Genomic DNA, 18,764 nt, shown 5'->3' on the forward strand with positions numbered 1-18,764 from the left:
AGGATGACGAGCCACCAAAGGCAACCGGTTCTGCCGTGCTAGCTGCGGCCGATCAGGCGCTTGATCTTCCTGCGCAAAAGATCACCCATCCGGTGCAGAAGGGCGATCGGCGCAGGCAACGGCCGGCGCATGAAGGCCACCTTCTTCACATAGCGCTCGACGCTCCATGTGGCCCAGGTACCGGCCTTGAAATAGCCGACGTCACCAGCACGCAAGATCCGCTCATGGCCTTGCTCATCGACGACATGGACCTCGCCTTCGAGAATGAAGACTGTTTCGTCCCAGCCGAAATACCAGCGGAAGGCGCCCGCCGTGCAATCCCATATGCCGGTGACGGCATATCGATCATCCGCTTTCGAATGAACGGCAGTGCGCGCCTGAGGATCGCCGGACAGGATCCAGGCCGGCTTGATCGGTGAAGGCGCCATTTCCAGAAGATCCACGGATGTCCCGATGAAGGACCGGCTGGCGGGCCGCTCGAAAGGAGATGTCCGATACCGGATGGCAAGCGCTGCCGCACTCGCTGCGATCACATGCCAGCTCATATTATCCCCCCGCAAGCTGCCTCGTTCGGCGTAAGCTAGCGGGCAAGCGTAAGCTTGAAGTTGAGGCGGACCGGACAATTTTAACGATCGGCCTCAAACCTCGTACGACAGGCTAGAGGACAGGCTCCGGGGGAGCCAGTTTCGCTTCGGCCGGCACATGGCCGGGTATGCGCTTGCCGGTTTCGAAGGAAAAGAAGTGCAGCCGCCGGATATCCACCGCGATGCGCATTTCCGGCAGGAGTTCCATTTCAGGCGAAACGGCAGCGGTAATGGGTTGGTCTCCGACCAAACCGTGGATCAGCCTTTGGGCTCCCAGCTCTTCGGCGTAGTCGAGCCGGAAAGGCAGGCTTTCCTCATCGGCGCGCGCAATGCGCAGATCTTCCGCCCGCACGCCCACGGTGACGGTACCGGACGCAGGTGTGTAGCCTTGGAGGTCGATCATGGCCGGGCCGATCGCCAGCTTGTCGCCATGCAGTTCGCCCTTGACGAGGTTCATGGCCGGTGAGCCAATAAAACTTGCCACGAATGTGGAGGCTGGCGCGTGATAGACTTCCAGCGGCGCACCGATCTGCTCGATCCGGCCGCCGTTGAGGACCACCAGTTTGTCAGCGAGTGTCATCGCCTCCAACTGGTCATGGGTGACGTAGATGGATGTCGTGCCGAGCCGGCGCTGCAGACGCTTTATTTCGCCGCGCATGGAAACACGCAGCTTGGCGTCGAGGTTTGACAAGGGCTCGTCGAACAGAAACACCGCTGGCTTGCGCACGATGGCACGCCCCATGGCGACGCGCTGGCGCTGGCCACCGGACAGCGCCCGCGGCTTGCGGTCCAGATATTGGCCGATTTCCAGCATGCGGGCCGCCTCGTTCACCCGGGCATCGATCTCCGCCTTCGGCGTCTTGCGGTTCTTCAGTCCGTATTCGAGGTTCTGGCGCACCGTCATATGCGGGTAAAGCGCATAGTTCTGGAACACCATGGCTATGTCGCGTTCTGCCGGCTCGATCTTGTTGACGACGCGATCGCCGATCTTCACCTGTCCCTCTGAGATGGTCTCCAGTCCGGCAATCATGCGCAGAAGCGTTGACTTGCCACAGCCCGACGGCCCGACCAGCACGATGAACTGACCATCGGCAATGGTCAGATTGACATCGGTGACTGCGCGCACGCCGCCGGTATAGATCTTGCTGACATGTTCGACATCGATGGAAGCCATTGTTATTTCTCCGTTTCTGTCAGGCCGCGGATGAACAGCCGCTGCATGAAGACGACAACGAGGATGGGGGGAAGCATGGCGAGAACCGCTCCGGCCATGACGAAATTCCACGGAATGGTGCCGTCCTGCGCGGTGACCATGCGCTTCATGCCCATCATCAGGGTGTAATAGCCGGTATCGGTCGTCACCAGCAGCGGCCAGAGATACTGGACCCAGCCGTAGATGAAGAGGATGACGCAGAGCGCCCCGATATTGGTTCGCGACAAGGGAAGCAGGATGTCCCGGAAGAACTTCATCGGCCCCGCCCCGTCGACGCGGGCCGCTTCCAGAATTTCATCTGGAACGGTCATGAAGAACTGCCGGAACAGGAAGGTCGCGGTTGCCGAGGCAATCAAGGGAATGGTGAGCCCGGCCCAGGAATTCAGCATGCCCAGATCCGCGACGATCTTGTAGGTGGGAAGGATGCGCACTTCGACGGGCAGCATCAGCGTCACGAAGATGATCCAGAAGGCGAGCACCCGGAAGGGAAACCGGAAGTAAACGATCGCAAAGGCGGACAGGATGGAAATGGCAATTTTACCCGCCATGATGGCCAAGGCCATGATCAGTGAATTCATGGCCATATGAGAATAGTTCGGAAGGCCGTTTGCCGCCGATGCGCCGGTCAGGATCTGGCTGTAGTTCTCGATGAAATGCGAGCCCGGCAGAAGCGGCACCGAGCCGGTCAGCAGCGTTTGAAGGTCGTGGGTCGACGCAATCACCGCCACATAAACGGGCAGCGCGACCACGGCGAAGCCCAGAAGCAGGAAGGCATGGGTGAGGAAGGTCAGGAAAGGGCGGTTTTCAACCATGGGTGATCCTCAATATTGCACCCGTCGTTCGACATACCGGAACTGCACGAAGGTCAAAACCATCACGATCAGCATCAGCAGCACCGATTGGGCCGAGGACGAACCGAGATTGAGGCCGACGAAGCCGTCCTGATAGACCTTGTAGACCAGGGTCGTGGTCGATTGTGCCGGTCCCCCGGTCGTCGTCGCATCGATGATCGGAAAGGTGTCGAACATCGCGTAGTTCACATTGATGATGAACAGGAAGAAGGTGGTGGGCGAAAGCAGCGGCAGCGCAATGGTGAAGAACCGCTTCACCGGCCCCGATCCGTCGATCGCCGCGGCCTCCATCAGCGCATGCGGCACCGACTGGAGCCCTGCCAGGAAGAACAGGAAATTGTATGAAATCTGCTTCCAAGCTGCGGCGATGATGATCAGGATCATGGCATGGGTGCCGTTGAGGTCATGATCCCAGCGGATGCCGAACTTGGACAGGTAGAAGGGCAGGATGCCGGTCGAGCTATTGAACAAAAACCACCAGAGGACGCCGGCGATCACCGGGGCAACGGCATAAGGCCATACGAGAAAGGTGGTATAGATCCGGGACGAGCGGGTAACGCGGTCGACGGCGGCCGCGAAGGCGAGGCCAAGCCCCATGGAAAGGACCGTAACGGCAACTGCAAAGATCCCCGTGCGCCAGAGCGCGTCGAGATAGTTCGGATCCGTGAGCAGCCGACGATAGTGGTCAAGACCGACAAAGACGGTGGAGAAGCCGAAGGGATCCTCGCGCTCGACGGAAGACTTGAACGCCTGGGCAGCCGGCCAGATGAAAAACACGAGGGTGATGATCAGCTGCGGCGCCAGGAGGAGATAGGGCAGCAGCCTGTTGTTGAAGGTTGTTCTTTTGGTGTCCATTTTTCCCCTGCTACTCCGCTACGACAGCCAAGGCCGGGCCGGCAATGCCGGCCCGGCCTCTTGAGCGACCTGGCCGTCGATCAGTTGGAGTTGGCGGACTGGAACTCGCGCAGAAGCTGGTTGCCGCGCGTTACAGCGCTGTCCAGAGCCTGCTTGGCGTCCTTCTTGCCAGACAGCAGAGCCTGAAACTCCTCGTCTACAACCGTACGGACCTGCGCGAAGTTGCCGAACCGTACGCCCTTGGAATTTGCCGAAGGCGTGCCGCGCATGATCTGCTTGATCGAGACGTCGGCACCCGGGGTCTTGTCGTAATACCCCTGCTTCTGGCCGTATTCATAGGCGGCGTTGGTGATCGGCAGATAGCCGGTGAACTGGTGCCAGTCGGCCTGGACTTCCGGCTTCGACAGGTAGGAGAAGAACTTGGCGACACCCTTGTAGGTGGCATCGTCCTTGCCGTTCAGAACCCAGAGGGTCGCGCCGCCGATGATGGAGTTCTTCGGCTCCTTGATTTCGTCGTCGTAATAGGGAAGCGGAGCAAAGCCAGGCGTAAAGCTCTTGGCATTGTTGACGACGCCGGCGCGGCCGCCGGACGAGTTCATGGTGATGGCACATTCCTGAGCGAAGAACATCGAAGCTGCCTGGTCGCCGGCGACTGGGCCACCATACTTGAACAGTCCCTCGTCCTGCCACTTCTTCAGGTTCGCCCAGTGCTTGACCTGCAGCGGGCCGTTGAATTCGAATTTCGTGTCCAAGCCACCAAAGCCGTTGTCGAGCGAGCCGAAAGGCTTGTCGTGAATGGCGGAAAGATTTTCGGTCTGGACCCAGGTGATCCAGGCGGAGGTGAAACCGCACTTCGCGGCGCCGGATGTCACGATCTTCCTGGAGAATTCCTCGACCTCTTTCCAGGTCTTCGGAGCCACTTCCGGATCAAGGCCAGCCTTCTTGAAGACATCTTTGTTGTAATACATGATCGGTGTCGACGAGTTGAACGGGAAGGACAGGATATTGCCCTGCGTATCCGAGTAGTAGCCGGTTACCGGTCCCAGGAACGACTTCGGCTCGAAGCTTTCGCCCTGATCCTTCATCAGCTTGTAGACCGGGTATACGGCGCCCTTGGCCGCCATCATCGTGCCGGTGCCGACTTCGAAAACCTGGACGATGGCCGGCTGCTGCTTGGCACGGAATGCAGCGATGGCGGCATTGAGGGTTTCCGGATAGCTTCCCTTATAGGTCGGAACGACCTTGTATTCGGTCTGGCTCTCGTTGAACTTCTGGGCCACTTCCTCGAGCTTCTTGCCGAGCTCGCCGCCCATGGCATGCCACCAGGTAACTTCGGTCGCGGCAAGCGACGAGCCTGCGGATAGAAGGACCGCGAGCGCGGCCGCTGAATAGGTCTTGAACATTGATGATCTCCTCTCCCACTTCCGGGGATGAGGATGGCAATACGGCTGGCATATGACAAGACCGTAACATAAATGTTTCAGATTTATGACAGAAGCTGAGCGCTCAGAACGCGTCAGGGAAATGACGCGGCAGGCGCCAAGGCAGGACTGCGATCACATCGTAGCGCTGGGAGAGTTGTGCGGCGTCGCCACGTGTGGAAAGCCAGCGATCACTGGCTGCGCGGATACGGTGCTGGGATTCGAAACTGACAGCGTCGACCGCCTGTTGCTGGCCTGCCCGTGCCTTGACCTCGACGAAGGCGACAATATCCCCTTTGCGAGCGATGAGGTCTATTTCTCCAAGCTTAGTCCGGTATCGGACAGAAAGAATGCGGTAGCCTTTTAGAACCAGGTAGACTGCTGCGACGAGTTCGGAAACACGCCCCCGGCGCTGCGCCCTTTGGCGTTCGGTCTTTCCTCTCGGCGCCCGAGCGCTATTGGTTCCCGCCATCTTCGCCCTTCAAGCCAAGCAGCCGTTGATACAGATCCTTGCGCGACAGGCCGGTCAGCCTCGCAGCCTCGGCAGCCGCCTTTGCTGTCGGCATGGTGGCTGAAAGCTCGCGCAGAAGCACGTCCACTTCGACAGCGCCTGGCACGTCGTCGAAATCGGGCGGTGCGACGAGAAGCACGATCTCCCCCTTCACGACGCGGTCGCCGCCGTAATAATCCGCAAGCTCCTCAAGAGTGCCGCGGCGAAATTCCTCGAAGGTCTTGGTCAGTTCGCGTGCGATGCAGGCCCGCCGCCCGCCGCCGAGGACGGCAGCCGCCGAAGCGAGCGCTGCACCGATGCGATGAGGCGATTCAAAAAATAGCAAGGTTGCCGGGACCTTCGAAAGCTCGGCCAGCCGGTCACGCCGCCCCTTCTCCTTGACCGGGAGAAAGCCCGCAAACAGAAATGTATCGGATGGCATGCCGGATCCGACCAGGCCGGCCAGCGGTGCCGAGGCGCCGGGTATGGGCACGACCCGATGGCCGGCTTCGATCGCCATCTGCCCCAGCCGGTAACCGGGATCGGACACCAAAGGCGTTCCAGCATCCGAGACCAGCGCCACCGACTTGCCTTCCTCGAGCGCTGCAATCAGCTTCGGGCCCACTTCGTCGGAATTGTGCTCGTGATAAGCGTAAGGGCGGTTGACGATGCCATAGCGGTCAAGAAGGACCCGCGTCACCCGCGTATCTTCGCAAGCAAGCACGTCTGCCCCACCCAGCGTCTCGAGCGCCCTCAGCGTAATGTCGCCGAGATTGCCGATCGGCGTGGCGACGAGATAAAGCGCAGGCTCCAGCGGCCTTGCCGGCACAAACACATTGGCGACACGATAGCCGCGCTGGATCTTCGGTTCGTCAGTCACGGGATGTCAGGTCGATATCAGGGATCATGGCCTGTTATGGTCGAGGCGTTTCGGTTCGGCAAGTAAACCATCGGCAAGTTTATGCATTTGAGCCGTTCCGCCAGTGGATTGGTCTGGCGTCAGGCCGTTCGCCTCTTGCTTTTGCCGGTCGATCTCTGCCATTTTGCCGGTCCATGTCATCCGGCTTCCCAAAAGCCGCAGAATATCAGGCGTTCCGGCAGGCCGGACCGCCACGGTCGAAAGCGATAGCGTCCATGCGTATTACTCTTGAGCGGTCCAACCTTTTGAAGTCGCTGAACCACGTCCACAGGGTGGTGGAGCGGCGCAACACCATTCCGATCCTGTCCAACGTGCTGCTGCGTGCCTCCGGCGCCAATCTGGACCTCAAAGCGACCGACCTTGATCTGGAAATCACCGAAGCAGTGCCGGCGATGGTGGAACAGGCCGGCGCGACGACCGTACCGGCGCATCTGCTTTATGAAATCGTCCGCAAGCTTCCCGACGGGTCGGAAGTGCTGCTCGCCACCAATCCGGATGGCGGATCCATGACCGTTCAGTCCGGCCGGTCGAAGTTTTCGCTGCAATGCCTGCCGGAAGCCGATTTCCCCGACCTGACGGCCGGCAGCTTCAGCCATACCTTCAAACTGAAGGCCACTGACCTGAAGATGCTGATCGACCGGACGCAGTTTGCGATCTCGACGGAAGAAACCCGCTATTACCTGAACGGCATCTTCTTCCACACAATCGAGGACAAGGGTGCGCTGAAGCTGCGCGCAGTGGCCACCGACGGCCACCGCTTGGCCCGCGCCGATGTCGATGCCCCTGCCGGTTCGGAAGGCATGCCGGGCATCATCGTTCCGCGCAAGACGGTGGGCGAATTGCAGAAGCTGGTGGACGATGCGGAAGCGGTGGTCACCGTGGAGCTTTCGGACGCCAAGATCCGCCTGTCGATCGGCGGCATCGTCATGACATCGAAGCTGATCGACGGTACATTCCCGGATTACCAGCGGGTCATTCCGACCGGCAATGACAAGGAAATGCGCGTCGATTGCCAGAGCTTTACCAAAGCCGTCGACCGCGTTTCGACCATTTCTTCCGAACGCGGCCGTGCGGTGAAACTGTCCCTAACCGATGGCCAGCTCATGCTGACGGTCAACAATCCGGATTCCGGCAGCGCCACGGAAGAAGTCGCCGTCGGCTACGATAACGACCCAATGGAAATCGGCTTCAACGCAAAATACCTGCTCGACATCACGGCGCAGCTTTCCGGTGAAGATGCAATCTTCATGCTGGCAGATGCCGGCTCGCCGACCCTGGTGCGTGATACGGCTCATGAAGATGCGCTCTACGTGCTGATGCCGATGCGCGTTTAGACCTGAAGAAGGCGGCAGGGAACCGGCCGCCTTCTTCTTTGACCTCTTCCGCCTGCGACATTTATCCTTGTCTTTGCGGCATGCGAGGTCCAGTTACAATGAAGCAAGGGAGAAGAAGCGTCATGGAACTACGCCTGAAGGAGCGGCTTGGCCGCAAGTTCGACGAGGAGCTTCGCTTCTTCAAAGGCTGGATCGATGGCCCGAAACAGGTCGGCGCCATTCTGCCGACCTCCTCGGTGACGGCCAGGCGTATGGCAAGCGTCATCGATCCCGCGTCCGGCCTTCCGGTGCTTGAACTCGGTCCTGGGACCGGCATCATCACCAAAGCCATTCTCAAGCGCGGCATTGCGCCTCAAAATCTTGTTTCAATCGAATACTCAACGCCGTTCTACCACCACCTGACGAGAAGCTTTCTGGGTGTCAACTTTATCAACGGCGATGCCTTCGATCTCGACGCGACACTGGCGTCCCTTAAGGACACGAGATTCGACTGCGTCATCTCGGCGATCCCGCTCCTGAGCTTTCCGATGGAGCGACGGATCGCGCTTCTGGAAGACCTTCTTGACCGGCTTCCGCCGGGGCGGCCGGTGATCCAGATCACCTATAGTCCCGTTTCGCCGATCGTCGCCAACCCGGACCGCTACCGGATCAAGCATTACGACTTCGTCATGCGCAATATTCCGCCTGCCCAGCTCTGGACCTATTCGCGCGGCTGACATGACATTCGGTCTCTACATCACCCACCCGCAGGTTCGTATCGATGCCGATGTGCCGGTTCCGCAATGGGGTCTGTCCGACATCGGCCGGGCGCGGGCCGAACAGGCTGCGCAGGCCGACTGGGCCGGAAAGTTGCGCCGGATCGTCTCCAGCGACGAGGTGAAGGCGATCGAAACCGCGGAACTTCTGGCCGCCGCGGCAGGCGTCCCAGTCGAAATCCTGCACGGCACGCACGAAAACGACCGGTCTGCTACCGGCTTCCTGCCGCCGCCGCAGTTCGAGGAAGCGGCCGACTGGTTCTTCGCCTATCCGGATCAGAGCTTTAAGGGTTGGGAAAGGGCTGTCGACGCTCAGGCCCGTATCGTTTCCGCCGTCAGCACGCTCTTGGACGGTCACGATGCCGAGCTGCCGATCGCCTTTGTCGGCCATGGCGGCGTCGGAACCTTGCTGAAATGCCATCTGCAGGGCCAGGCCATTTCGCGCCGTCATGACCAGCCGGGCGGCGGCGGCAATCTCTTCTGCTTGTCGCTTGCGAACAGAACCGTCTCGTGCGACTGGACGCCATTCGAAAAATGGCAGGGGATATGAAACATGAACGCGCGTGACCGGCTGATCGTGGGCCTCGATATTCCCACCATTGCGCAAGCCGAGACCATGGTGTCGACGCTCGGCGAGACGGTTTCCTTCTACAAGATCGGCTATCAGCTCGCCTTTGTTGGTGGCCTCGAATTCGCCCGAGATCTGGTCAAGGACGGCAAACAGGTCTTTCTCGACATGAAGCTGCTCGACATCGACAACACGGTGGCGAACGGCGTCGAGAATATCGCCAAGATGGGCGTCACCATGCTCACCCTTCATGCCTATCCCAAAGCCATGCGTGCAGCCGTCCAAGCGGCCAAGGGCTCGGATCTCTGCCTGCTGGCGGTGACCGTGCTGACGTCGATGGACGAGCCCGACCTGATCGAGGCCGGCTATGATCATGATCCGCACAGTCTGGTTCTGCGGCGCGCGGAACAGGCGCTTGCCGCCGGCATGGGCGGCATTGTCTGCTCCGCGGAAGAATCGGCGGCCGTGCGAAACATTGTCGGATCCGGCATGGCCGTAGTCACGCCCGGCATTCGTCCGGCAGGCTCGGAGGCAGGCGACCAGAAGCGGGTTATGACACCGGCCGACGCCATCCGGGCCGGATCAAGCCATCTCGTTGTCGGCCGACCGATCGTCAAGGCGGCCGATCCGAAGGCCGCAGCCGAGGCCATTCTTGCCGAAATGCAGTCGGTGCTTTGACAGGCCGTTACCGGCGGCCGGATCGCGCAGTTGCGTTACCGATTGCCTGAAACAATGTTGTTCTCATCCTGATCGAGGATGAGGTTGGGCTCGCCGCCGAGCAGGCCGTTTCCGGTCACAGTATTGTACTGTGCCTCATCATCGGCACTCAGGCCGCTGCCGAATGCCGCCCGCGGCCTGGAGAAACAGTAGAACCTGTTCCCCTGCCGGCTTCCCAACCAGATCGCCGGGCGCGCGCCTGCGACGTCGCGATAATGGAAGATGTTGTTGGCGATGATATTGTGCTGCGGCGCCTGATGCCGAATCGTGCCGCCCTCGCCGCAATTGCGATAAAGAAAGATTCCGCCGCTGACCGGGTTCTCGAACCTGTTGTCTTCGATCCTGTTTTCCGCCGAACCGTCGACAGCCAGCTGTTCCCGCCACAGCGTTCGTAAGTCGAAGAGGTTTGCAAGGATGCGGTTGCGCGCCGATTCCGCATCGAGATAAAGGCCGACCGACCTGCTCGTGCCTGTAAAGGTGGATTTTTCGACCGTTAGTTCCGTCACCCCCGGACCGGCATAGAGCGGGATGTTGCGCTGCGCCACGAACGTGATGTTTTCGAGCCGGATACGGCTTGGGGCGGCAGCCTGGGCTCGCGCCGTATGCCCCGCTGTCAACGACGACTGGCGCACGAGTTCAGCCTCACCATTGCGGCCAAGACCGCGGATATTGATCTCGCCCTTGATGATGCAGTTGCGGATCGTGATATCCACCGGCCGGTCCCAACTGCCGTCATGGCGGCGGACCGATTCAATCAGGACGGCCAAAGCAGCGGGAACGGTGCCGTCGAGGGTCGCACCATGGCAGTCAAGCCGGCTGCCGGAAGCGGCGCTGCCCGAATAGACGATCGGCATCGAAATCACATCCGTCGCCGCGAGGGTCAGGTCGCAGGCAATCGAAACCGGCGCGGTCCCAGCGGAAGCCGGCGCCCGCAGTTCCTCATAAACCTCCCTGCCGCAGGCCTTTGGTCCGGCCTTGGCCAGTGCCGGAGCAGCCAGGCACCACAGAAGCAGAATACCTGCCGGCACGAGATAGCGCAAAATCCTCATCATATTGACATGCCCGGGAAATTGACTGAAGTCACCGGAAGAAGAACATCTGCCGGAGGAAATTTCATGGCCAAAGGATATTGGGTGGCACGCGTCGACGTTCGCGACCCGGAGCGCTACAAGGATTACATCGCGGCCGCCAAGCCGGCCTTCGAAAAACATGGCGCCAACTTCCTTGCGCGCGGCGGCGCCATGGCCGAGATGGAAGGTCAGTCGCGGGCGCGCAATGTCATTATCGAATTCCCCTCCATGCAGGCGGCGATCGACTGCTACAATTCGCCCGAATATGCGATCGCCATCAAGATCCGCCAGGAAGTGGCCGACGGCGAGATCGTGGTTCTCGAAGGGCTCTAGGAGCTTTATTATATCTCCCGGATGCAGAAGCGGAACACTTCCACCCGCCAATGGATTCGGCTAAACAACACTCGATCTTTCCCACAACGTCCGGGGCATGCCATGACCGTCAACAACCTCCCGCCACTCGTCACCGTTTTCGGAGGCTCGGGTTTCGTCGGCAGGCATGTGGTGCGTTCGCTGATCCGGCGCGGCTACCGCGTCCGGGTTGCGGTTCGGCGGCCCGATCTGGCGGGCTTCCTGCAGCCGACCGCCTATATCGGCCAGATTTCCCTGGTGCAGGCCAATCTGCGCTACCGCCAGTCGGTCGATCGGGCCGTGGAAGGCGCGTCGCATGTGGTCAACTGCGTCGGCATTCTGTTTGAATCGGGCCGCAACAAGTTCGACGCCGTGCAGGATTTCGGTGCCCGCGCCGTCGCCGAGGCTGCACGCGCGGCCGGCGCCAAGCTCACTCACATCTCCGCCATCGGCGCCGATCCGAACTCGTCCTCCAGCTATGCCCGCTCCAAGGGCCGCGCCGAGGCCGCCATCATGTCGCTCATGCCGGATGCGGTCATCCTGCGCCCGTCCATCGTTTTCGGGCCGGAAGACAGCTTCTTCAACAAATTCGCCGATATGGCCCGCAGCTTCCCGGCCCTGCCGCTGATCGGCGGCGGCAAGACGAGACTGCAGCCGGTCTATGTCGAGGATGTCGCCGAAACGGTCGGCCGGTCGGTCGACGGCACGATTGCCGACGGCATGGTTTATGAACTGGGCGGCGGCGAAGTGATGACGTTCCGCGACTGTCTTGAGACCGTCTTGCGCTTCACCAACCGCGAGCGCCCGCTGGTTTCCCTGCCCTTTGGCGTCGCATCCATGATCGGCAGCCTTGCATCCATGGTGCCGCTTGTTTCCCCGCCGATCACCGCCGATCAGGTCGAACTGCTGAAGGTCGACAATGTCGTGTCGGAAAATGCCGTCGCAGAAGGACGCACGCTGGCCGGGATCGGCATCCATCCGACGCTTGTTGCTTCGGTTCTGCCTTCCTATCTGGTGCGTTACCGGCCCCAGGGCCAGTTCACCAATTCGGGCAAGGCCGCCTGATATTTTTCGCAGACAAGATCTTGTCATTCATTGGCGAACCCGCCGCCAAGGCGGGTATGGCTTTGTTTTGATTGTATTCGCTGAAGCTAATGTGGCACAAAGGCCGCAGTTGTTCGCTACCTTGCGTTAACGCCCGGTTCAGCAAAAAGCTTTATTGAATTTAGCCCAGGCGGCCAATACACAAACGCCAAGATCCTGAACCCGGCTGTGGCAGACACACCCTCATTTGAAAGGCTTTTTCCATGGGCAAGCCTATCGCCCTTTTCTTCGCGTGTGCCGCACTGGTAATCCTCGCGGGTTCCTTCATGGCCCCTAGAACCGACGCGGCCGGCAATCTCGATTGCGCCCCGGCCTATGGGGTGGATCCGTGCAGCACGGCGTCGATCCGCCGGTAAGCCAAAGGCGGCCACTGGCCGCCTTTTTTATTGCCCGGCAGCTTGCGTGGCTGCTAGCTGGGTTATTGGCCGATCACAGGGCGTAGTTCGGTGGCGGCAGCGCCTGCCGGGACAGCATCGCCATCCTGGGGAATATAGTTCATCGCCGCCAGCCCCAGGAGCAGCACGCCGAAGATGATCCGGTAGATGGCGAAGGCGGTGAAGCGGTTGCTTTGGATGTAGGACAGCAGCCATTTGACGGCCACGAAGGCAACCACCGTCGACACGACGAAGGCAATCGCCAGCGACGTCCAGTCTTCATTGGCAGCGCTGCCGTCGCGGATCGTCCTCACCAGCTCGTAGCCGCTTGCTGCATACATGGTCGGGATTCCGACCAGGAAAGCAAATTCGGTCGCCGCGACGCGGCTGCCGGTGCCCGCTAGCATGGCGATGAAGATGGTCGCTCCGGAACGGGATGTGCCGGGGAAGACGCCGGCCACGACCTGGGCTATGCCGACCAGGATCGCGACAAACCAGGTGATCGACGTATAAGGCGGCTTCTTTGCCGCGGCCCATTCGGCAAAGATCATCCAGAAGCCACCGATGATCAGTGCCCATGCGACCGGCGTCGCATTTTCCGGCAGTTCGAAGCCGAGCTTCTTGACGATAATCCCGAGGACGGCGGTGATCAGGAAGGCGACGATCAGCTTGGCGGCATAAAGGCGGTTCTTCGGCTCGCGCCAGCCCAGAAGCAGATCCATCAGCCGCCGCCAGTAGATGATGGTGACGGCGATGATGGCGCCTGCCTGGATGACGATGTTGAACATATCGGAGCGCCGTCCAAGCCATTGCTCCGCAATGATCAAATGACCCGTACTGGAGATCGGCAGGAACTCGGTTATGCCCTCTATGACCCCGAGAAGGGCAGCGTTGATATATTCCATACATGTCTCCGATTGAAATCTGATGGCGGAAATTGCGTTCTGACAAAGGCAGCGGCAGCCGGCTTAAATTGCCTTCAAGGCAAGAAAACGATCCAATAATGTCGTACGGCCATGAAATATCCATGATTGGCAGGGCTTAGGGCGGGTTTCCCGCATCCTTGATCCCCGGTCGAAGCGATAGCGCAATCCTATATCTTTGTTAAATCGCGGTTGGTAGGAAGTTGATGCAGATATCATGTCGTCAAGACGCCAAAAGGCGGACAAAGAAATAATGCCCACACTCTACCATCACTCCATGTCTTCCGCGTCGCGCTTTGTCCGGCTGATCCTCGCCGAATACGGCTTTCACAGCGACCTGGTGGAGGAGCAGCCCTGGGAAAAGCGCCGGGAATTTCTGACGCTCAATCCGGCCGCCACGCTGCCTGTCTATGTGGACGACAATATGCGGGTGCTTTGCGGGCCCGCCGTGCTGATGGAATTTCTTGACGAAACTCATGGCGTGCTGAAGCGCGACCGGCGGCTGCTGGCGGAAGATCCCTGGCAGAGGGCGGAAATTCGCCGCCTGACGGAATGGTTCCTGCAGAAGATGGAGCAGGACGTCACCCGGCCGCTGACCCGGGAACGGGTCTACAAGCTGCAGATGACGGCAGCCCAGGGCGGCGGCGCACCCGATTCCAAGGTTCTGCGCACATCGCGCGCCAATATCCGCCAGCATATGAAATATCTCGCCTGGCTCGCGGGCTCCCGCCCCTGGCTTGCCGGAGACCGGCTGAGCTATGCCGACCTTGCCGCCGCCGCTTCCATCTCCGTGCTCGATTACATGGGCGAGATCGATTGGTCCGAGACGCCGGTCGCCAAGGACTGGTATCAGCGTCTCAAATCGCGCCCTTCCTTCCGGCCGCTGCTTTCCGAGCGCATCCGCGGCCTTACTCCGGTGTCCCATTATGCGGATCTCGACTTCTGAAGGACAAGCCGGCTTTGCCGAAAAAGCGCTTCGCCGGCGCGGCAAGCTGACGGCCTTCATCCGCGAGGAAGCGGCCGCGCAGGGCTTCGATCTCTGCCGCATCACCCGGCCCGACAGCATCCCCAAAGCGCCCGAAAGGCTTGAGACCTTCCTGAGCGACAACCATCACGGCACGATGGACTGGATGTCGGAAACCCGCGAGCGCCGCAGCGATCCGAAGACACTGTGGTCCGAGGTGCGTTCCATTGTCATATTCGGGTTCAACTACGGTCCCGAAGAGGATCCCCGCGACATCCTGGGCAAGCCCGACAAGGCCGCGATATCGGTGTATGCCCGCAACCGCGATTACCACGACGTCATCAAGGGCCGGCTGAAGGAAATCGCCACCCGGTTTGCCGCCCGTGCCGGCGAGGACGTCAAGGTTTTCGTCGACACGGCGCCGGTTATGGAAAAGCCGCTTGCCGAGGCGGCAGGGCTTGGATGGCAGGGCAAGCACACCAATCTTGTCAGCCGTGCCTATGGCTCCTGGCTGTTTCTCGGCAGCCTGTTCACCACCGCCGAACTCGACTTCGACATGGCCGAGAAGGACCATTGCGGCTCCTGCCGCGCCTGTCTCGATGCCTGTCCAACCGCGGCCTTTCCGGCGCCTTACCGGCTGGACGCGCGCCGCTGCATTTCCTACCTCACCATTGAGCACAAAGGGCCGATCGACCCTGCGCTGAGACCGCTGATCGGCAACCGCATCTATGGCTGCGACGATTGCCTGGCCGCCTGTCCGTGGAATAAGTTTGCAGCGAGCGCGTCGGAGATGAAGCTCAAGGCGCGCGAGGACCTCAAGGAGCCCTCGGTAGAATTCCTGCTGACGCTCGACGATGCCGGCTTCCGCTCCTTTTTCAGCGGCTCGCCCGTCAAGCGCATCGGCCGTGACCGGTTCGTCCGCAACGTCCTGATCGCGGCCGGCAATTCCGGCGATGCCGGTCGGATCGAGCAATGCCTGAAGCTTGCCGGCGACCCGTCGCCGACCGTGCGCGGCATGGCCGTCTGGGCCTTGAAACGCCTGATGCTGCCGGAAGAGTTCCTGCGCTTTTCGCAGGCGCATGCAGGCGAGGACGATCCGGACGTGCAAGAGGAATGGCGAATGGCGGGAGCGGCCCAATGAACGTGATGATCTTCGGCTGCGGCTATTCCGGCCAGGCAATTGCCGAGGCATTTCTGCCGGACGCCGAGCGGGTCTCGGGCACGGCACGCAGTCCGCATAAAGTTCTGGAACTTGCGGCCAAGCGCATCAAGGCCTTCGTCTTCGATGGGAGCCCGTTCAGCCTGGAACTGGCCGAGGAATTGCAGGAGGTGACGCATCTCGTTCAATCCATCCCGCCCGGATCGAGTGGAGATCCGCTGCTGACGCTCGTCACGGGCCGCTTGTCCGCGCTTTTTCCGAAACTGCGTTGGATCGGCTATCTTTCGACGGTCGGCGTCTACGGCGATCATGGTGGGGACTGGGTGACCGAGGAGACGCCGGGGTCGCCGATCCATGGGCGCTCCATCGACCGTGTGGATACCGAGGATGCCTGGGTGGCGGAAGGTCACGCGGCCGGCCTGCCGGTTGCCGTTCTGCGGCTGTCGGGGATTTACGGGCCCGGTCGCAATGCCTTCGTCAACCTCACTCAAGGAAAGGCGCGGCGCATCATCAAGAAGGGTCAGGTCTTCAACCGCATACGCGTCGAAGATATCGGCGGTGCGACGCGCTTTCTCGCCGACGGCGCGTTCAGCGGCATCTATAATGTCACCGACGACGAGCCGGCCCCGCCGCAGGATGTCATCGTCGAAGCAGCCCGGCTGGTGGGTATTGAACCGCCGCCGGAGCAGGACTTCGAGACGGCGGAAATGACGGCCATGGCCCGCTCGTTTTATGGCGCCAACAAAAAGGTGTCGAATGGGAAGATCCGACGCCTTGGCTTCCGCTTTCGGTTTCCGGAATACCGGATGTCGCTGGCGCAGCTCTGGTCGAGCGACAAATGGAGAGGATAGTTCCCCGTCCGAAAAGGTGAAATTTCCATTTTCAGCCGGTAGCCTAGTCATAAATTCTTAAGACCTACGGCAGTGAATCACAAAATTTCCCGAAATAGGGCGCCTCAAGGCGCTTTTCCAAAAATTTTTTTCTGGGTTTTTCGTGAACAGCGGCATTGGCGGAATCGAGAAGAATACGATTCCGGTTTAAGACTGATTCTAAATGTTTTCTTCCGATTAACCTTAGCTGGCTCCTCAACAAGATAGACTGCAATCTAATCACGAATGTTACAGACTGTAATGTTCCGTGATAGGAAATCCCACTTTTTCGCCATTTTTCGCCCCGCTTAAACCAATCCGCACGCCACGTGCAGGGACAAAACGAACGGGGACGACCGATTTGACAACAACTCGACGCTCGACTTTCGCCGCGGCCGCCATTGCTGCTTTTGCACTTCTCGGCTCCGCGCAGGCTCATGCTGCCGGCTGTGGCCATGCCTCCTGGTATGCCTTGGGCTCCAAGACTGCGTCCGGCGAACGGATGAACGCTGCCAAGCTGACTGCCGCGCATCGCACGCTGCCCTTCGGCACCAAGGTCGTCGTGACCAACAAGCGCAATGGCAAAAGCGTCGTCGTGCGCATCAACGACCGAGGCCCCTTCATTCGCGGACGCGTCATCGACGTATCCAAGGCCGCAGCGCAGAACATCGGCATGGTCAGCTCGGGCACGGCCCAGGTCTGCTTCCAGGTCGTCGATGCCGGCGCCAATCAGAAGATCGCAGGCAAGGGCCTGAAGGCAATCGACGGCTGAGCCGTTTCGCTCTGCTCTTGCCCTTCATCCCGATCACGGCTAGGACCCGGCCATACGGGTGCAACCGAGACGGAGAATGAGATGCGACTAGGCGGGCGACTGGCCGGAGCGATTGACGTGCTGGCGGATATCGAAAACCGCAAGCGTCCCGTCGCAGACGCGCTCAAGGATTGGGGTCTAGCCCATCGCTTTGCCGGTTCCGGCGATCGCGCGGCGATCGGCAATATCGTCTATGACGCCCTGCGCATGCGGCTTTCGCATGCTTGGCTGATGGACGACGACAGCCCTGCCGCTCTCGCCTATGCCGTCATCATCCGCCAATGGCACATGACGCCCGAGGCACTGCAGTCCGACTTCACCGATGACCGCTTCGCGCCGCCGGCGCTCACCGAAGCGAATGTCACAGCCCTCGCCTCCCGCAATCTTGACGATGCGCCCCTTCATGTGCAGGGCGACATCCCCGACTGGATCCAGCCGTCCTTCGAAGCCAATTTCGGCGAGGAATGGCTGGTGGAGGCCAAGGCTCTGGCCGCCCGCCCGAGCCTTGATCTGCGCGCCAACACATTGAAGGCGTCGCGCGACAAGGTCGTCAAGGCGCTGGAACGCTCGGGCGCCAAGGCCTCTCACCTCGCTCGCAACGGCATCCGGATTGCCGCAGGCGAAGGAGCGTCCCGTCTTCCCAACGTCACCGCCGAGCTTTCGTTCCAAAAAGGTTGGTTTGAAGTGCAGGACGAGGGATCGCAGATCGTTGCCGATCTCGTGCAGCCAGGTGAACATGACCAGGTTCTGGACTATTGTGCCGGCGGTGGCGGCAAGACGCTCGCCATGGCGGCGGCCATGCACAACAAGGGTCAGATCCACGCCTATGATGCCGACCGCAAAAGACTAGCGCCGATCATCGAGCGGCTGCGCCGGGCCGGCACCCGCAATGTTCAGGTCCATGACGATCCGCGTCAGCTGGAGGCACTGAAGGACAAGCTCGATGCGGTTCTGGTCGATGCCCCCTGCACCGGCACCGGCACATGGCGGCGCCGTCCGGACACCAAATGGCGGCTCACTCCCCGCAATCTCGAGGAGCGGATCTCGCAGCAGCAGGAGGCGCTGAGCGAAGCGGCCGCCTTCGTTAAGCCGGGCGGTGCGCTGGTTTACGTCACTTGTTCCATTCTGCCGGAGGAAAACGACCGTCAGGCTGCCCGTTTCTGCGAAAACAATCCGGACTTCACGGTTGCTTCGGTTGCCGACGGTTGGGAGCGCTTGTTCGGCAAGGACAGCCCGCGTCCGCGCATGAGGGATGGCGGTGGCGTAACCCTCACCCCCGCAAGCACCGATACGGACGGTTTCTTTTTCTGCCGCATGCAGAGGAAGTCCTGAGCGAGAACGCGGTCGCGCAGTGTCGGAAGCGTATTTCAAACTGTTCTAAACTAGATCGTTTGACACCAGTTTCCATTTGCGCGATGAACTTTTCGGCGAC

Annotated in this window: 20 protein-coding genes and 1 pseudogene; 11 read left to right on the forward strand and 10 right to left on the reverse strand. The window is 60.6% G+C overall.

The genetic code is table 11. The annotated features are described in order from the left end of the window. Window positions 1-38: 38 nt before the first annotated feature. The 8 genes from E2F50_RS14125 to E2F50_RS22965 all read right to left on the reverse strand — a co-directional run bounded on the left by E2F50_RS14125 (window position 39) and on the right by E2F50_RS22965 (window position 6,456). Complete coding sequence (locus E2F50_RS14125) at window positions 39-545, reverse strand: cupin domain-containing protein (RefSeq protein ID WP_133316801.1); 507 nt, start codon at window positions 543-545, stop codon at window positions 39-41. A gap of 112 nt (window positions 546-657) precedes the next feature. Further along, a complete protein-coding gene (gene ugpC / locus E2F50_RS14130) occupies window positions 658-1,758 on the reverse strand; it encodes a sn-glycerol-3-phosphate ABC transporter ATP-binding protein UgpC (RefSeq protein ID WP_133316802.1) in 1,101 nt (366 codons plus the stop codon). 2 nt (window positions 1,759-1,760) lie between these two features. Beyond that, window positions 1,761-2,609 carry a sn-glycerol-3-phosphate ABC transporter permease UgpE gene (gene ugpE / locus E2F50_RS14135; RefSeq protein ID WP_133316803.1) on the reverse strand — a complete coding sequence of 283 codons (849 nt, stop codon included), beginning with the start codon at window positions 2,607-2,609 and terminating at the stop codon, window positions 1,761-1,763. 9 nt (window positions 2,610-2,618) lie between these two features. Continuing rightward, the gene (gene ugpA, locus E2F50_RS14140) at window positions 2,619-3,503 is read right to left on the reverse strand and encodes a sn-glycerol-3-phosphate ABC transporter permease UgpA (RefSeq protein WP_133316804.1); all 885 of its coding nucleotides are present in this window, start codon (window positions 3,501-3,503) and stop codon (window positions 2,619-2,621) included. Between the two features lie 80 nt (window positions 3,504-3,583). Continuing rightward, window positions 3,584-4,906, reverse strand: a complete 1,323-nt coding sequence (ugpB, locus tag E2F50_RS14145) for a sn-glycerol-3-phosphate ABC transporter substrate-binding protein UgpB (RefSeq protein WP_133316805.1) — start codon at window positions 4,904-4,906, stop codon at window positions 3,584-3,586. Window positions 4,907-5,009: 103 nt separating this feature from the next. Further along, window positions 5,010-5,396 (reverse strand): YraN family protein, encoded by a 387-nt coding sequence (locus E2F50_RS14150; RefSeq protein ID WP_133316806.1) that lies wholly within the window; start codon window positions 5,394-5,396, stop codon window positions 5,010-5,012. Next, window positions 5,380-6,294, reverse strand: coding sequence for a 16S rRNA (cytidine(1402)-2'-O)-methyltransferase (gene rsmI, locus E2F50_RS14155; RefSeq protein ID WP_133316807.1), 915 nt, complete (start codon window positions 6,292-6,294; stop codon window positions 5,380-5,382). The genes E2F50_RS14150 and rsmI overlap by 17 nt, the downstream gene beginning before the upstream one ends. A gap of 24 nt (window positions 6,295-6,318) precedes the next feature. Continuing rightward, window positions 6,319-6,456, reverse strand: coding sequence for a hypothetical protein (locus E2F50_RS22965; protein ID WP_161974149.1), 138 nt, complete (start codon window positions 6,454-6,456; stop codon window positions 6,319-6,321). Between the two features lie 92 nt (window positions 6,457-6,548). On the opposite strand from E2F50_RS22965, the gene dnaN reads away from it, so the two are divergent. The 4 genes from dnaN to pyrF all read left to right on the forward strand — a co-directional run bounded on the left by dnaN (window position 6,549) and on the right by pyrF (window position 9,668). After that, on the forward strand, window positions 6,549-7,667 hold the full coding sequence (gene dnaN / locus E2F50_RS14160; protein ID WP_133316808.1) for a DNA polymerase III subunit beta: 1,119 nt from the start codon (window positions 6,549-6,551) through the stop codon (window positions 7,665-7,667). A 122-nt stretch (window positions 7,668-7,789) separates the two neighbouring features. Next, window positions 7,790-8,383, forward strand: a complete 594-nt coding sequence (gene pmtA, locus E2F50_RS14165; protein ID WP_133316809.1) for a phospholipid N-methyltransferase PmtA — start codon at window positions 7,790-7,792, stop codon at window positions 8,381-8,383. Window position 8,384: 1 nt separating this feature from the next. Further along, window positions 8,385-8,972 (forward strand): histidine phosphatase family protein, encoded by a 588-nt coding sequence (locus E2F50_RS14170; RefSeq protein WP_133316810.1) that lies wholly within the window; start codon window positions 8,385-8,387, stop codon window positions 8,970-8,972. 3 nt (window positions 8,973-8,975) lie between these two features. After that, a complete protein-coding gene (pyrF, locus tag E2F50_RS14175; protein WP_133316811.1) occupies window positions 8,976-9,668 on the forward strand; it encodes an orotidine-5'-phosphate decarboxylase in 693 nt (230 codons plus the stop codon). Between the two features lie 35 nt (window positions 9,669-9,703). Here pyrF and E2F50_RS14180 read toward each other — a convergent pair whose 3' ends face one another. Beyond that, window positions 9,704-10,759: a right-handed parallel beta-helix repeat-containing protein gene (locus E2F50_RS14180; RefSeq protein WP_133316812.1), complete on the reverse strand. Its 1,056-nt coding sequence runs from the start codon at window positions 10,757-10,759 to the stop codon at window positions 9,704-9,706. A 63-nt stretch (window positions 10,760-10,822) separates the two neighbouring features. Here E2F50_RS14180 and E2F50_RS14185 point away from each other — a divergent pair, with 63 nt between their 5' ends. Both E2F50_RS14185 and E2F50_RS14190 read left to right on the forward strand, forming a co-directional pair. Further along, complete coding sequence (locus E2F50_RS14185; RefSeq protein ID WP_133316813.1) at window positions 10,823-11,110, forward strand: DUF1330 domain-containing protein; 288 nt, start codon at window positions 10,823-10,825, stop codon at window positions 11,108-11,110. Window positions 11,111-11,212: 102 nt separating this feature from the next. Next, window positions 11,213-12,193 (forward strand): complex I NDUFA9 subunit family protein, encoded by a 981-nt coding sequence (locus E2F50_RS14190; RefSeq protein WP_133316814.1) that lies wholly within the window; start codon window positions 11,213-11,215, stop codon window positions 12,191-12,193. A 526-nt stretch (window positions 12,194-12,719) separates the two neighbouring features. On the opposite strand, the pseudogene E2F50_RS14195 reads toward E2F50_RS14190, so the two are convergent. Next, a pseudogene (locus tag E2F50_RS14195) lies at window positions 12,720-13,511 on the reverse strand (undecaprenyl-diphosphate phosphatase); the annotation flags it as partial. 271 nt (window positions 13,512-13,782) lie between these two features. Between E2F50_RS14195 and E2F50_RS14200 the strand changes: the two are divergent. The 5 genes from E2F50_RS14200 to E2F50_RS14220 all read left to right on the forward strand — a co-directional run bounded on the left by E2F50_RS14200 (window position 13,783) and on the right by E2F50_RS14220 (window position 18,664). Then, the gene (locus E2F50_RS14200) at window positions 13,783-14,475 is read left to right on the forward strand and encodes a glutathione S-transferase family protein (RefSeq protein ID WP_133316816.1); all 693 of its coding nucleotides are present in this window, start codon (window positions 13,783-13,785) and stop codon (window positions 14,473-14,475) included. Next, window positions 14,456-15,634 carry a tRNA epoxyqueuosine(34) reductase QueG gene (gene queG / locus E2F50_RS14205; RefSeq protein ID WP_133316817.1) on the forward strand — a complete coding sequence of 393 codons (1,179 nt, stop codon included), beginning with the start codon at window positions 14,456-14,458 and terminating at the stop codon, window positions 15,632-15,634. The genes E2F50_RS14200 and queG overlap by 20 nt, the downstream gene beginning before the upstream one ends. Then, window positions 15,631-16,503 (forward strand): SDR family oxidoreductase, encoded by an 873-nt coding sequence (locus E2F50_RS14210; protein ID WP_133316818.1) that lies wholly within the window; start codon window positions 15,631-15,633, stop codon window positions 16,501-16,503. The genes queG and E2F50_RS14210 overlap by 4 nt, the downstream gene beginning before the upstream one ends. A gap of 379 nt (window positions 16,504-16,882) precedes the next feature. Beyond that, a complete protein-coding gene (locus tag E2F50_RS14215) occupies window positions 16,883-17,293 on the forward strand; it encodes a septal ring lytic transglycosylase RlpA family protein (RefSeq protein ID WP_133316819.1) in 411 nt (136 codons plus the stop codon). Window positions 17,294-17,374: 81 nt separating this feature from the next. After that, window positions 17,375-18,664: an RsmB/NOP family class I SAM-dependent RNA methyltransferase gene (locus tag E2F50_RS14220; protein WP_133316820.1), complete on the forward strand. Its 1,290-nt coding sequence runs from the start codon at window positions 17,375-17,377 to the stop codon at window positions 18,662-18,664. Window positions 18,665-18,764 lie beyond the last annotated feature (100 nt).

This window comes from Rhizobium deserti, assembly GCF_004358025.1.
Classification (GTDB): domain Bacteria; phylum Pseudomonadota; class Alphaproteobacteria; order Rhizobiales; family Rhizobiaceae; genus Neorhizobium; species Neorhizobium deserti.